Source organism: Streptomyces deserti (genome assembly GCF_054782695.1).
On sequence record NZ_BAAGRZ010000005.1, the window covers coordinates 167,357 to 179,620 of the forward strand.

The 12,264-nt window shown below is 71.4% G+C and carries 15 protein-coding genes and 1 pseudogene; 10 read left to right on the forward strand and 6 right to left on the reverse strand.

Annotated features, from left to right (window positions below; all coding sequences use genetic code 11):
• Positions 1 to 38: 38 nt before the first annotated feature.
• Positions 39 to 629, reverse strand: coding sequence for an N-acetylmuramoyl-L-alanine amidase (locus tag ACYVMZ_RS12825; RefSeq protein WP_461078823.1), 591 nt, complete (start codon positions 627 to 629; stop codon positions 39 to 41).
• Positions 630 to 929: 300 nt separating this feature from the next.
• Here ACYVMZ_RS12825 and ACYVMZ_RS12830 point away from each other — a divergent pair, with 300 nt between their 5' ends.
• The 3 genes from ACYVMZ_RS12830 to ACYVMZ_RS12840 all read left to right on the forward strand — a co-directional run bounded on the left by ACYVMZ_RS12830 (position 930) and on the right by ACYVMZ_RS12840 (position 4,507).
• The gene (locus ACYVMZ_RS12830; RefSeq protein ID WP_461078825.1) at positions 930 to 2,336 is read left to right on the forward strand and encodes a family 2B encapsulin nanocompartment shell protein; all 1,407 of its coding nucleotides are present in this window, start codon (positions 930 to 932) and stop codon (positions 2,334 to 2,336) included.
• Positions 2,337 to 2,447: 111 nt separating this feature from the next.
• Positions 2,448 to 3,602 carry a family 2 encapsulin nanocompartment cargo protein polyprenyl transferase gene (locus ACYVMZ_RS12835; protein ID WP_461078827.1) on the forward strand — a complete coding sequence of 385 codons (1,155 nt, stop codon included), beginning with the start codon at positions 2,448 to 2,450 and terminating at the stop codon, positions 3,600 to 3,602.
• Between the two features lie 293 nt (positions 3,603 to 3,895).
• Positions 3,896 to 4,507, forward strand: coding sequence for a GNAT family N-acetyltransferase (locus ACYVMZ_RS12840; protein ID WP_461078829.1), 612 nt, complete (start codon positions 3,896 to 3,898; stop codon positions 4,505 to 4,507).
• A 190-nt stretch (positions 4,508 to 4,697) separates the two neighbouring features.
• On the opposite strand, the gene ACYVMZ_RS12845 is transcribed toward ACYVMZ_RS12840, so the two are convergent.
• Positions 4,698 to 5,288: a TetR/AcrR family transcriptional regulator gene (locus ACYVMZ_RS12845; protein WP_461078831.1), complete on the reverse strand. Its 591-nt coding sequence runs from the start codon at positions 5,286 to 5,288 to the stop codon at positions 4,698 to 4,700.
• 119 nt (positions 5,289 to 5,407) lie between these two features.
• Here ACYVMZ_RS12845 and ACYVMZ_RS12850 point away from each other — a divergent pair, with 119 nt between their 5' ends.
• From ACYVMZ_RS12850 to ACYVMZ_RS12860, 3 genes are all read left to right on the forward strand, one after another.
• Entirely contained in the window at positions 5,408 to 5,992 is a 585-nt protein-coding gene (locus ACYVMZ_RS12850) for a dihydrofolate reductase family protein (RefSeq protein ID WP_461078833.1), read from the forward strand.
• Positions 5,993 to 6,018: 26 nt separating this feature from the next.
• Positions 6,019 to 6,285 carry a hypothetical protein gene (locus ACYVMZ_RS12855; RefSeq protein ID WP_461078835.1) on the forward strand — a complete coding sequence of 89 codons (267 nt, stop codon included), beginning with the start codon at positions 6,019 to 6,021 and terminating at the stop codon, positions 6,283 to 6,285.
• A 356-nt stretch (positions 6,286 to 6,641) separates the two neighbouring features.
• Positions 6,642 to 6,854, forward strand: a complete 213-nt coding sequence (locus ACYVMZ_RS12860) for a hypothetical protein (protein WP_461078837.1) — start codon at positions 6,642 to 6,644, stop codon at positions 6,852 to 6,854.
• A 15-nt stretch (positions 6,855 to 6,869) separates the two neighbouring features.
• Here the strand turns inward: ACYVMZ_RS12860 and ACYVMZ_RS12865 are convergent, their stop codons facing one another.
• Complete coding sequence (locus ACYVMZ_RS12865; protein ID WP_461078839.1) at positions 6,870 to 7,610, reverse strand: VOC family protein; 741 nt, start codon at positions 7,608 to 7,610, stop codon at positions 6,870 to 6,872.
• A gap of 92 nt (positions 7,611 to 7,702) precedes the next feature.
• Between ACYVMZ_RS12865 and ACYVMZ_RS12870 the strand changes: the two genes are divergently transcribed.
• Both ACYVMZ_RS12870 and ACYVMZ_RS12875 read left to right on the forward strand, forming a co-directional pair.
• Complete coding sequence (locus tag ACYVMZ_RS12870) at positions 7,703 to 8,857, forward strand: inorganic phosphate transporter (RefSeq protein ID WP_461078841.1); 1,155 nt, start codon at positions 7,703 to 7,705, stop codon at positions 8,855 to 8,857.
• 17 nt (positions 8,858 to 8,874) lie between these two features.
• Complete coding sequence (locus tag ACYVMZ_RS12875; RefSeq protein WP_461078843.1) at positions 8,875 to 9,108, forward strand: hypothetical protein; 234 nt, start codon at positions 8,875 to 8,877, stop codon at positions 9,106 to 9,108.
• 49 nt (positions 9,109 to 9,157) lie between these two features.
• Here ACYVMZ_RS12875 and ACYVMZ_RS12880 read toward each other — a convergent pair whose 3' ends face one another.
• Together ACYVMZ_RS12880 and sodN are read right to left on the reverse strand one after the other, a co-directional pair.
• A complete protein-coding gene (locus ACYVMZ_RS12880; protein WP_461078845.1) occupies positions 9,158 to 9,631 on the reverse strand; it encodes a hypothetical protein in 474 nt (157 codons plus the stop codon).
• A gap of 195 nt (positions 9,632 to 9,826) precedes the next feature.
• Positions 9,827 to 10,222 (reverse strand): superoxide dismutase, Ni, encoded by a 396-nt coding sequence (gene sodN / locus ACYVMZ_RS12885; protein WP_461078847.1) that lies wholly within the window; start codon positions 10,220 to 10,222, stop codon positions 9,827 to 9,829.
• A gap of 76 nt (positions 10,223 to 10,298) precedes the next feature.
• Between sodN and sodX the strand changes: the two are divergent.
• Positions 10,299 to 10,667: pseudogene (gene sodX / locus ACYVMZ_RS12890) on the forward strand (nickel-type superoxide dismutase maturation protease); the annotation flags it as partial.
• Positions 10,668 to 10,684: 17 nt separating this feature from the next.
• Here sodX and ACYVMZ_RS12895 read toward each other — a convergent pair.
• A complete protein-coding gene (locus ACYVMZ_RS12895) occupies positions 10,685 to 11,344 on the reverse strand; it encodes a CGNR zinc finger domain-containing protein (protein WP_461078849.1) in 660 nt (219 codons plus the stop codon).
• A 99-nt stretch (positions 11,345 to 11,443) separates the two neighbouring features.
• Here ACYVMZ_RS12895 and ACYVMZ_RS12900 point away from each other — a divergent pair, with 99 nt between their 5' ends.
• Positions 11,444 to 12,211, forward strand: coding sequence for a class I SAM-dependent methyltransferase (locus ACYVMZ_RS12900; protein WP_461078851.1), 768 nt, complete (start codon positions 11,444 to 11,446; stop codon positions 12,209 to 12,211).
• The last annotated feature ends 53 nt before the right edge of the window (positions 12,212 to 12,264 follow it).

Consider the following 12,264-nt stretch of genomic DNA (forward strand, 5'->3'; position numbering starts at 1 on the left):
TCACTTCAGCCGGTCACGCGACCGGCCAGGCCGACCGGTCACCTCAGCCGGTCGCGGATCCGCTCCCGCATCGCCGCCATCGTGAACCCGCGCGGGTCGACCTTTCCCGGCTGCCACTCCAGGTGCCCGATCACCGACCGCTCCGTCCAGCCGTGGTGGCGGCAGACCGCGGCGGCCGCTCTCTCGATCGCCTCCAGCTGGACCGCGGGCCAAGGGTCCAGGCCGTCGCCCAGGTTCTCGCACTCTAAGCCGTAGAAGTGCCGGTTGCCGTCGGTGTTCTTCTCGTTGTCGGACGGCAGCCGCTTCTCCGCGATCACCGCGCGCAGCACGTCGTCGTCACCGAGCCCGGCGTGGTTGGCGCGGCCGTAGCCGACGAGGTGGACTCTGCCGTCCTTGGTGATGACCCCGTGGCACAGCGGCCCGGGCAGGTCCGCGTAGCCCTTGCGGCAGATCTCCACGGTCCGGGCGCTGCCCTTGGTCACGGTGTGGTGGATCATCACGCCGTGGACCGGGCCCCACGGTCCCTTGTGGTTGCGGTTGTGATTACGCCAGTCGCCGACCTCGACGACGGTGAGGTCCTCCGCCCTCAGCGCCTTCAGGAATGCGTTCGCGGACATGGGTGAGGCCATGACCGCCTCCTTCGTACTGCGCGGCCGCCCGTCGCAGCCGCCTCGTACCGCTGCTTGTACCGAATCGGAGCCCCTTGAACTACTCGTTCGGGCCGTGTGCGATGCGATCCGGACAAGGTCCGCACGAGGCCCGTACGCGCGGACGCGGCCGGACGGGATGCCCATGTGTGCCCAACCCGTCGAAGATCCATTCCCGCCCTTTCGGGTAATAGCACGAGCACGCCGCGTGAGAAAGGCTTGTGCGTGCACATCGATGCCCGACGCAGATGGCGCGGGGCATGACTGGGAGGGCAATTCTCTATGTCGGTAGGCGAAGAGGTCCGCACGGAGGAGGCCAGGCCGCAGCAGAGCCTCGGCACGGAGGCCGCGCGGAACCTGGCCACCACGACCAAGTCCGTGCCGCAGATGCAGGAGATCAGCTCGCGCTGGCTGCTGCGCATGCTGCCCTGGGTGGACATCCAGGGCGGTACGTACCGGGTGAACCGACGGCTGACGTACGCCGTGGGCGACGGACGGATGACGTTCGTGAAGACCGGCGACCGCGTCGAGATCATCCCCGGCGAGCTGGGGGAGCTGCCGGCGCTGCGGTCGTACGAGGACGAGGAGGTGCTCTCGGAACTGGCCCGGCGCTGCGAGCAGCGCTGGTTCGCCCCGGGGGAGCTGATCGCCTCGTTCGGCAGCCAGAACGACGAGGTGTATCTGCTGGCGCACGGCAGGGTGGAGAAGATCGGCACGGGACCCTACGGGGACGACGAGTCCCTCGGAGTCCTCGCCGACGGCGCCTACTTCGGCGACCGGGCGCTCCTCGACGAGGACGCCATCTGGGAGTACACGGCCCGCGCGCTCACCGCCTGCACGGTGCTCGTGCTGTCCCGCGACCACGTCGAGCAGGTCGCGGAGCGCTCCGACTCCCTGCGCGAGCAGCTCGAACAGCGCCGCTCGGCCCCCGAGCAGCCCACCAACAAGTACGGCGAGAAGGAGATCGACCTCGCGGCGGGCCACTCCGGCGAGCCGGACATCCCGCACACCTTCGTCGACTACGAGGCGAGGCCCCGTGAGTACGAACTGAGCGTGGCCCAGACCGTGTTGCGCATCCACACGCGCGTGGCCGACCTCTACAACCAGCCCATGAACCAGACCGAGCAGCAGATCCGGCTGACGGTCGAGGCGCTGAAGGAGCGCCAGGAGCACGAGCTCATCAACAACCGCGACTTCGGTCTGCTGCACAACTGCGAGTACGACCAGCGGATCCAGCCGCACGACGGCGTGCCCGGCCCCGACGACATGGACGAGCTGCTCAGCAGGCGCCGCGGCACCAAGCTGTTCCTCGCCCACCCGCGCGCGATCGCCGCCTTCGGCCGCGAGCTCAACAAGCGCGGACTCGTGCCCGAGACCATCGACATCGGCGGCAACCGCATCCCCACCTGGCGCGGTGTGCCGATCTTCCCGTGCAACAAGATCCCGGTGACGGACGCCCGAACGTCCTCGATCATCGCGATGCGTACCGGCGAGGAGGACCAGGGCGTCATCGGTCTGCGGGCCGCCGGGATCCCGGACGAGATCGAGCCGAGCCTGTCGGTGCGCTTCATGGGCATCAACGAACAGGCCATCATCAAGTACCTGGTCACGACCTACTACTCGGCCGCGGTCCTGGTACCGGACGCGCTCGGTGTCCTGGAGAACGTCGAGATCGGCCGCTGGCGGTGACGCTCCCGGCGGGTGCGCCGCATCCCCGCCCGCCGGGGCGGGTACACCCTGGGGGTACGCACCCGGCGGCGGCACGAGCGCCACGGTCCGCTCCTTCTCCGAGGTGGTCCCATGGGTGAGTCCCTGACGGAGTTCACTACGCAGCCCCGGCAGCCCGGCGCCGAGATCCGCCGGCCGGCCGGGGCGCTGGAAAGGCGGAGGCCCATCGGGAGGCAGCGGGACAGCCGGCCGGGGCCGACCGACGGGCACGAGGCGGAGCTGCTCCTGGCGCGGGCCCGGGCGGCGGTCGACCCGGTGCTGCGGGACGCGCTGGGGTCGCTGCCCGGGCCGATGCGCCGGGTCGCGCTGTACCACTTCGGCTGGGAGCACGCGGACGGCACCCCGGCGGAGGGCGGCAGTTCGGGCAAGGCGATCCGCCCGGCGCTCGTCCTCGCCGCGTCCGCCGCCCTCGGCGGACCCGAGGCCCGGGAGGCGGCCGTACGGGCGGCCGCCGCGGTGGAACTCGTCCACAACTTCACGTTGCTGCACGACGACGTGATGGACCGGGACACCACCCGGCGCCACCGGCCCACGGCGTGGACCGTGTTCGGCGACGCCGACGCGATCCTCGCGGGGGACGCCCTCCAGGCGCTGGCCCTGCGGCTCCTCGCCGAGGACCCGCACCCGGCCGCCCGGGCCGCCGCCGCCCGGCTCGCCGACTGTGTCGTCGAACTGTGCGCCGGGCAGCACGCGGACACCGCCATGGAACGGTGCCGCCCCGGTGAGGTCACCCTCGACCAGACGCTCGCCATGGCCGAGGCCAAGACGGGTGCGCTGCTGGGCTGCGCCTGCGCGACCGGCGCGCTGTACGCGGGCGCCGAGGAGGCGGACGTGACGGCGCTGGACGCGTTCGGCCGGGAGGCCGGGCTCGCCTTCCAGCTCATCGACGACGTCATCGGCATATGGGGTGACCCGCGCCGCACCGGCAAGCCGGCCGGCGCGGACCTGGCCGCCCGCAAGAAGTCCCTGCCGGTGGTCGCCGCGCTCGTCTCCGGCACCCCGGCCGCGGCGGAACTCGCCGCGCTGTACGAAGCCTCTGGTGAGAAGGAGGACCTGGAGTACATGGCCCTGACCGTGGAGCGGGCGGGCGGCCGGGACTGGGCCCAGGGCCAGGCGGCCGACCGGATGGCCCGGGCGATGCAGCAATTGGCCCGCGCGGTGCCCGACCCGGAGGCGGCGGGCGGCCTGCTGGCCCTGGCCGAGTTCGTGACCCGGCGCAGCACCTGAGCACCGGCCAGACTCCGGAGCCCCCGGGGTCTGGCCGATCCCGGAGCCCCCGGGGCCGTGCGGCTCCTGACCCCGCGCGGCCACCGGGGCTCCGGCCCGGCGGGTCCCGCACTGCCCCACGGTGTGCGGGGCCCGCCCTGTTTCTCCCCCCTCGGTACCCGCCTCCCGTTTTCCGCCTTCCGTTTCCCTCCTCCGTATCGGCGGTATCCCGCCGAGCCTCTTGGCGCAGCCGCCGGATAGGCTTCAACGGCCTTACGATCAAAGCCGGTTGAGACGGACGAAGGGGCGGGGACATGGGTGTGGCGATCCGGACGGCGGGTGAGGACGACCGGGAGCTGGTCGTCCGGCTGCTGGACGCGGCCTTCCACAACGACCCGGTCAGCTGCTGGGTCTTCCCCGGCGAGGAGCACCGCCGTACGACCCATCCGAAACTCATGGGCGCCTTCACCGACATCGTGCTCGCCGACGGCCGCGTCGACGTCACCGAGGACGGTTCGGCCTGCGCACTGTGGCTGTCCGTGCCGGCGGAGGACCACGACGAGGACGAGGCCGACGACGGTCCCGCCCGGGTGCGCGAGACCGTCGACCCCGGCAACGAGCGCGTGGAGCTGATCGGCAGCCTGACGGCCGGCGTCCACCCCGCCGGACGCGCCCACGAGTACCTGTGGATGATCGCCGTGGCCCCGCAGCGCCAGGGTGAGGGCCTCGGCACCGCGCTCATCGAGTCGGTCCTCGACCGCTGCGACCGCGAGGGGCTGCCCGCCTACCTGGAGGCGAGCAACGCCCGCAGCCGCAAGCTGTACGAGCGGCTCGGCTTCGAACTCGCCGGCACCCCTCTCGAACTGCCGGACGGCCCGCGGATGTGGCCGATGTGGCGCGAACCCCGGGGCCGCACGGCCTCCTAGGCCCTGTCGTCGAACTCCCGCCTGCTCCGCGACGCCATGCACGCACTCTCGCCGCACCGGGCCCCGGCCCAAGTACATCCAGTACGTGGGCCAAGTCCCGGCACGCCGAGAGCACGCACCTGACGCCGCGGAGCCCGCCCTCCGGGCGGACGACGGGAGTTTGACGACAGGGCCCAGCGGGCAGCCGCTGTCAGGCCTCCGGCACCACCACCGCCACGATCCGCTCCACCAGCCCGTCCGGCACGCTCACCCCGGGCAGGACGCCGTCCAGTACGCCCGGCAGCGTCAGGTGCTCCAGCAGCAGCCCGAGCATCGCGAGATAGAGCACGGCGACGGTCTCGTCACCGCCGGGCAGCCCGGCCGCCCGGTGGAACTCCATGCCCTCCTCCAGGTCGGCACGCACCGACTTGGTGAAGGAAGTCCGCAGATCGGGGCGCCGGTTGGCCTCCAGGCGCATCTCCAGCAGGGCCAGATAGCCCGTACGGTCGCGGGTCGCGCGGGTCATCAGGTCGTGCATGAAGGCGGCGACCAGGGAGCGGTCCTTCGGCCGTGTCATCAGCCCGGCGATCACCTCGGGGTCGGGCGCGAGCCGCTCGTGCAGCCGGGCGTCGATCTGGCGCAGCAGATCGTCGCGCCCGGTGAAGTAGTTGGAGGCCGTGCCCACGGGCACCCCGGCCTCCGCGTCCACCGCGCGGAACGTCAGCCCGCGCGCCCCCTCGCGGGCGAGCACCTCGACCCCGGCGTCGACGAGCGCGGCCCGGCGCTCAGGGTTGCCGGCCATACGGAATCCCCTCTCCCACTTTCCCCGGTCTCCGGAAATCCCCTTGCGACCACTACAAGTGAAGTACTACAACTGGAGTTGTTGCGCGGACGGCCGACAGCCTACGAAAAGAGACCGGCTTGCGAAAGCTCACCTACTTCATCGCCTGCTCCATCGACGGCTTCATCGGGGACCCGGGCGGCGACGCGTCGGCCATGTACCCGTTCGCCGACGAGGAGTACTCCGCGTTCTTCAGGGAGGAGTACCCGGAGGCCGTACCGACCCTTGGCCGCCGGGCCTTCGGGTTCGACGACCTGCCGAACAAGCGTTTCGACACGATCATCCAGGGCCGCGCCAGCTACGAGCTCGCGCTGAAGGAGGGCATCACCAGCCCCTACGCCCATCTGCGCGAGTACGTCGCCTCACGCACCCTGAAGGAGTCGCCCGACCCGAACGTCGAGATCGTCTCCGACGACCTGGTCGGCAAGGTTCGCGAGCTGAAGGCGGAGGACAGCGCGTACGACATCTATCTGTGCGGCGGTTCGCAGCTCGCCGGCGAGCTGCTGGGCGAGATCGACGAGCTCGTCATCAAGACGTACCCGATCGTCTACGGCACGGGCATGCCGATGTTCGGCTCCGGCTTCGCGGTCACGGAGTTCACCCTGGAGCGGGTGCGCGGCTTCGGCAACGGCGCCGTCGTCCGTACGTACAGCAGGAAGCGCTGAGCCGCCGCCGGGCCTACCCTGAGGGCATGGGCAGCGATGAGCACGTCTGTCCCGTCTGCGGACAGCCAGTGGAGACGGTCGTCCGGCGCCACAAGACGCTGGGCGCGTGGGTCCCGGTGTGGGTGCCCGGCCCGTGCCGCAACCCCGAGTGCGAGGCATACGACGACCAGGACGCCAAGGCCGTCAAGGCAGACAAGGCCGCCAAGGCGGCTGAGGAAGCCGGGGCCGCCCGGGCCGACCGGACCGGCACGGCCGACGAGGAGTCCGGAAAGTCCGCCGCGAAGAATTCCTGAACGCCGTGTCGAGAATCCCGGACCGGCTGCGGATCGGACGTCCCGGCGTCTGAGCCGTCCGATCCGCCGACGCACCGCACGACCGACGTCGAGGACGCCGTAGCAGGAGGCGCTGCTCGCGGCGGCGGGGCAGTGGCCCTCGGCCGGGGTGCCCACCATCCGCGCGCCTGGCTGATCAGGGTCTCTTCGCAGCGGCTGACCTGCGCCCTGCGCGCGGCGGAGGCAGGGCGAGCGCGGGGGAGCGGGCGGCGGACTCAGCCCGCGCGACACGTTCACGGCCCCGCCCCCGGGGCCGACCGGGCGCCCCCGAGGACGACACACTCCCGCTGCTCCTCCTGTGCTGCCGCCCGGATGCCGTGGGCGCGTGGGCGGCCGTGGTGGTCGCCGGGGGCGATCTCTCCCTCTGGTTGCAGGACGCGGCCGAGCCGCCGAGGTCCGGAAGGGAACCGGCGGAGTGGGACCGGACGCCCGAGCCCCTGGACCCCGACGAGGACGCCACGCCCTGCCCGAGCGCCGATGCCACCGAGGACGACACCGTCGTCCTGTGCGTATACGCGACGATCCGGTAGCCGCCGGCCGCGCCCTCACACCCGCGGCAGCCCGCCCGTCTCCGGGTCCCGGCCCGTCAGGCAGTATGTGCCGCCCGCCGGGTCGCGCATCACCGTCCAGCTGTCGAAGCCGCCCACGAACGCGGCGCCGAGCTCCTCGTGCCGCGCCCGGGTCGCCGAGATGTCCGCGCAGGCGAGGTCGAGGTGCGCGGAGAGGGGGCGTTCCTCGGCGAGGCGTTGCAGGAGCACCCGGACGGGCAGACCGGGCGGCGGCTTGACGACATGGAACTCCGGGAGCGCGCCGGGCAGCGACTCCCAGCCGGCCAGCACCTCGCTCCAGAAGACGACTTCGGTGTCGTAGGCGGACGGCGGGATGTCGAGGCACACCTGGTCCAGCCGGCTGCCGCCCGTCACCGGCGGCCGCACCGACTCCCCGTGCCACGGCACCGCGCAGAACAACTGGCCCGCGGGTGAGCGCAACACGGACAACCCGTCTTGCTCGGCGACGAGCCCCGCGCCGTGTCGCAGGGCCGAGGCGACGAACTCCGGTACATCGTCCACGGCGAGATCGAGGTGGGCGCCGCCGTCGCCCGAGACGGCTCCCTGGACCTTCACGCAGGCGTCGGCCCCGCTCTCCGGCAGGAGGGTCACGAACTCGTCCCGCCCGCCCCGCAGTTCCGACAGCCGGGTGTCCGTGACGGCCGTCCAGAACGCGCAGGCCGCGCCGAAGAGATCATGTGGCCGGTCCATGAACGCGTACGTCCAGCGAATACTCATGGACAGCATTCCTACCAGCCGCCTGCGTGAACCTGGACCGGCCTTTGCCACCGGTTCGCCGCCCATTGACCTCGCCCTGTTTGCATTCATCAATGGACCACATCACGTTCCTCGTGGCGGTCGTCATCGTCACAGCCCTGGCCTTCGACTTCACCAACGGATTCCACGACACGGCGAACGCCATGGCGACCTCCATCGCCACCGGGGCGCTCGTTCCCCGGACGGCGGTCCTGGTGAGTGCCGTCCTCAACGTCGTCGGCGCGTTCCTGTCCACCGAGGTCGCCAAGACGATCTCCGGCGGCATCGTCGACGACTCCCTCGTCACACCGGGGATGATCTTCGCGGGGCTGGTCGGGGCGATCCTGTGGAACCTGCTGACCTGGCTGCTCGGGCTGCCGTCGAGCTCCTCGCACGCCCTGTTCGGCGGGCTGATCGGAGCCGTGTGGGTCGGGGCGGGCAGCCACGGCGTCCACTTCGCCAAGGTCGTCGAGAAGGTGCTGGTCCCGGCCGTGGCCTCGCCGATCGTGGCCGGGGCCGCCGCGCTGGTGGCCACCTACCTCGCCTACCGGCTCACCGAGCGGGCCCGGCAGGAGTCGGTGACCAAGGGCTTCCGGCTCGGGCAGATCGCCTCGGCCTCCCTGGTCTCCCTGGCCCACGGCACGAACGACGCGCAGAAGACCATGGGCGTCATCACCCTGACCCTGATCTCGGCGGGCGCGCTCGGCGCGGGCGCCGAGCCGCCGGTGTGGGTGATCGCGTCCGCGGGGATCGCCATCGGCCTCGGCACCTACCTCGGCGGCTGGCGGATCATCCGCACCATGGGCAAGGGCCTCACCGAGATCCAGTCCCCGCAGGGCTTCGCCGCGGAGACGGCCTCCACGACCGTCATCCTCACCTCCGCCCACCTCGGCTTCGCCCTGTCCACCACCCAGGTCGCCTCGGGGAGCATCCTCGGCGCGGGGCTCGGCCGGCGCCTGGCGGAGGTCCGCTGGGGCGTCGCGGGCCGCATGGTGATCGCCTGGCTGGTCACCCTGCCCGCCGCCGCGCTGGTCGGCGGCCTCGCCGCGAGCGTGATCCAGCACGGCGGCGATCTCGGTACGGCGGTCGTCGCGCTGGTCGGCGCGGCCCTCGCCGCCGGCATCGTGGCTGTCTCGCGCCGCAACCCGGTGGGCGCGCACAACGTCAACGACACCCACGAGGTCACCCTCCGCACCGAGCCGCCGGCCAAGGTCGGCACGGCCGCCTGAGCGAAAGAGAGCCGGACATGCAGCTGGACTGGACCGCACTCGGCCAGGTCACCGCGGTGAGCCTCGGCGCCACCGTCGCCGTGGTCGTCGTCTTCGCGCTCGGGATCCTCGGCCTCGCCCGGTTCGAGGGCGCCCGGGAGCAGGACGGCGGAACGCCGGCCGTGGGCCTCGCGCAGGCCGGGCTGTGCTTCCTCGCGTGCGCGGCCGTGGTGGCCTACGGGATCTGGCTGATCGTGCCGCAGTTCCACTGAACGCCGGGCAGGCGACCGCCGGGCCCCTCCATGCGGACTGGCCCAGGCCTTACAGATCTTCGTCGTCGACGGGTTCGGGTTCGCGGATCCAGGCCAGGTCCAAGACGTAGCGTTCGGTGACTGGGCAGTTGTTCCACGCCCGGGTGAGGTGGTCCTCGAAGGTGTCGTCGGTGGGGTGATCGAGCGTGGTCGCGTAATAGTCGGCCGTCGCCTGCCGGTTCTCCCACCAGGCGTGGCCTTCGTAGACACCGGGGCGGGGCAGGGTCATTTCCCCCGCGGGGCCGTATTCCAGTTGGTTGACGACGAGCATGCCGGTGTCCGACTCGATGCTGACGGGGACATGGCCCTCGGCATCGGTGGGTGGGACCGGTGGGATGTCCCAGACGCGAATGCTGACCTCAACGTCGATGTCGGGCTGCAGACTGCGGAGATACAGGTGATAGCCGTTGCCGGCCACCACCTGACTGCCGGCAGCGGCCATGGCGTCGTCGCCGAGAAAGGCGTCGGCGTCGTAGACCTCCACGACTCGGCGGGCCGGTGTGGCCCTGCACCTGTATTCGGCCAGGAGCGCCATGATGCCGCTGCTCTTCTGCTGGTTGGGGCGAAGAAGACCGCACCCGGACCGCGATGGACGCCGAGTTCGGCGGCCTGCGGACCGGGTGCGGACCGGGAGACACCGCAACCAAGGAAGTTGCAGGTCAACGGGGATGATTCGAGATCAAGCCTTCTTGGTCTCCCAGAAGATCTTGTCGATCTGGGCGATGTAGTCCAGCGCCTTCTGGCCGGTGGCCGGGTCGGTCGACGCCTTGGCGGCGGACAGCGCCTTCAGGGTGTCGTTGACCAGCTGGTGCAGCTCCGGGTACTTCTCGAAGTGCGGCGGCTTGAAGTAGTCGCTCCACAGCACGGACACGTGGTGCTTGGCGAGCTCCGCGCGCTGCTCCTTGATGGTGGTGGCACGCGCCTGGAAGTGCGGGTCGTCGTTGCCGGCCATCTTCTCCTGGATGGCCTTCACCGACTCCGCCTCGATGCGGGCCTGGGCCGGGTCGTACACACCGCAGGGCAGGTCGCAGTGCGCGCTGACCTTGACCCTGGGGGCGAACAGGCGGGACAGCATAAAGCAATCCTTCCTCGTGATCGTCTTCTCAGGGGGGACATTACTCCCTGGGCGACCGCTTTTCGCGAGTGCCCCCATGGGCTTAGGACAAAAGTCCGGGGTCAGACTGGGACTGGTGGAGGATCGGACCGGGAGGTGCCGGGTGAGGCCGGAGCTGTCGCAGGAGCCGGAGCGGGGGAGGGCCGCCGCGCCCTTCGGGGTGGCCGAGGTGACCGGGCCGTCCATGGTGCCCACGCTGTACCACGGGGACCGGCTGCTGGTGCACTACGGGGCCCGGATCAGGCCCGGTGACGTCATCGTCCTGCGGCATCCCTTCCAGCAGGACCTGCTCGTGGTCAAACGGGTCGCCGAGCGGCGCGAGGGCGGCTGGTGGGTGCTCGGCGACAACGCGTACGCCGGCGGCGACAGCACCGACTACGGGATCGTCCCCGACGACCTGGTACTGGGCCGGGTCCGCTTCCGCTACCGGCCGCGCAAACCCGGCCGGCGCTCGCCGCTGGCCCTGCTGGGCTGGGCGCTGTCGGCGGCCAGGCCCGTCTTCTCGGACAGGTCGGGCCGGGCCGCCTCCAGGCGCTTGCGGGCCCGGTAGGCCGCCACGTTGGCGCGGGTCGCGCAGCGGTCCGAGCAGTAGCGCCGGGAGCGGTTCGTGGACGTGTCCAGGTAGGCGTTGCGGCAGGGGGCCGCCTCGCACAGGCCCAGGCGGTCCACGCCGTACTCGGTGAGGTGGAAGGCCAGGCCCATCGCCGCGATGGCCGCGTAGCCGGCGGTCGCGTTGGACGGGTGGTCCGCCAGGTGCATGTGCCACAGCGGGCGGCCGTCGTCGTCCCGGAAGTCGTGGCCGGAGATCTGCGGGCTCACCGGGAACTCCAGCAGGAGTGAGTTCAGCAGGTCCACGGCGAGTGTCTCGTCGCCCGAGTCCGCCGCCTCGAAGACAGCGCGCAGCCGGGCCCGGACCGAGCGGAACCGTGTCACGTCGGCCTCGGTGGCGCGGCGAGCCGCCGACTGGTTGCCCCCGAAGAGGTCGCGGACGGCCTCGATCGAGGTCAGGGTGTCCTTGCCCCGCGCCGGTTCCTCGGTGTTGACGAGACGTACGGCGTAATCCGAGTAATAGGCCAGTTCCACTTGTAGTCCTTACGGAGGGGCTCTATGGTCGTGCCTGCGGTCAGGTAACAGCTGATCGCGCTTCCAGGGTATTACGTATGGGTGCGAGGGAGGGGCTCGATGACGGACGCGGACACCACCGCTGCCGCCGACTGGCACGCCTGGCAGGAGAGCTGGGACCGGCAGCAGGAGTGGTACCTGCCCGACCGCGAGGAACGGTTCCGGATCATGCTCGACATGGTGGAGGCCCTGGTGGGCACCGCCCCGCGCGTGCTCGACCTCGCGTGCGGCACGGGCAGTATCACGGCCCGGCTGCTCAAGCGGTTCCCCGAGGCCACCAGCACCGGTGTCGACCTGGACCCCGCGCTGCTCGCCATCGCCGAGGGCACCTTCGCGGGCGACGAGCGGGTCACGCTGGTCACCGCCGACCTCAAGGACCCCGACTGGCCTGCGAAGCTGCCGTACGACGCGTACGACGCCGTCCTGACCGCCACCGCCCTGCACTGGCTGCACCGTGCACCCCTCGCGGCTCTCTACGGCCGGATCGCGGAGCTGGTCCGCGACGGCGGTGTCTTCATGAACGCGGACCACATGATCGACGAGACGACGCCCCGGATCAACGCGGCCGAGCGCGCCCAGCGGCACGCCCGCATGGAACAGGCCAGGCGGGACGGCGCTCTCGACTGGACCGAGTGGTGGCAGCTCGCCGCCAAGGACCCGGTGCTGGCGGAGCCGACCGCCCGCCGTTTCGAGATCTACGGCGAGCACGCGGAGGGCGACATGCCCTCGGTGGCGTGGCACGCGCGCGTGCTGCGCGAGCAGGGGTTCGGCGAGGTCCGGCCGGTGTGGTGCTCGCCCTCCGACACGTTGCTGCTGGCGCTGAAATGACCCGAGGCGGTGCAGCGCGAAGGGGCGGTACGGAGACTCCGTACCGCCCCTTC

Coding starts and splice junctions, on each gene's coding strand:
- ACYVMZ_RS12835 (WP_461078827.1), top strand. CDS start 2,448: ATGGGTGAGTCCCTGACGGAGTTCACTACGCAGCCCCGGCAGCCCGGC.
- ACYVMZ_RS12845 (WP_461078831.1), bottom strand. CDS start 5,288: ATGGCCGGCAACCCTGAGCGCCGGGCCGCGCTCGTCGACGCCGGGGTC.
- ACYVMZ_RS12875 (WP_461078843.1), top strand. CDS start 8,875: ATGCAGCTGGACTGGACCGCACTCGGCCAGGTCACCGCGGTGAGCCTC.
- ACYVMZ_RS12900 (WP_461078851.1), top strand. CDS start 11,444: ATGACGGACGCGGACACCACCGCTGCCGCCGACTGGCACGCCTGGCAG.
- sodN (WP_461078847.1), bottom strand. CDS start 10,222: ATGCTGTCCCGCCTGTTCGCCCCCAGGGTCAAGGTCAGCGCGCACTGC.
- ACYVMZ_RS12870 (WP_461078841.1), top strand. CDS start 7,703: ATGGACCACATCACGTTCCTCGTGGCGGTCGTCATCGTCACAGCCCTG.
- ACYVMZ_RS12840 (WP_461078829.1), top strand. CDS start 3,896: ATGGGTGTGGCGATCCGGACGGCGGGTGAGGACGACCGGGAGCTGGTC.
- ACYVMZ_RS12830 (WP_461078825.1), top strand. CDS start 930: ATGTCGGTAGGCGAAGAGGTCCGCACGGAGGAGGCCAGGCCGCAGCAG.
- ACYVMZ_RS12825 (WP_461078823.1), bottom strand. CDS start 629: ATGGCCTCACCCATGTCCGCGAACGCATTCCTGAAGGCGCTGAGGGCG.
- ACYVMZ_RS12865 (WP_461078839.1), bottom strand. CDS start 7,610: ATGAGTATTCGCTGGACGTACGCGTTCATGGACCGGCCACATGATCTC.
- ACYVMZ_RS12855 (WP_461078835.1), top strand. CDS start 6,019: ATGGGCAGCGATGAGCACGTCTGTCCCGTCTGCGGACAGCCAGTGGAG.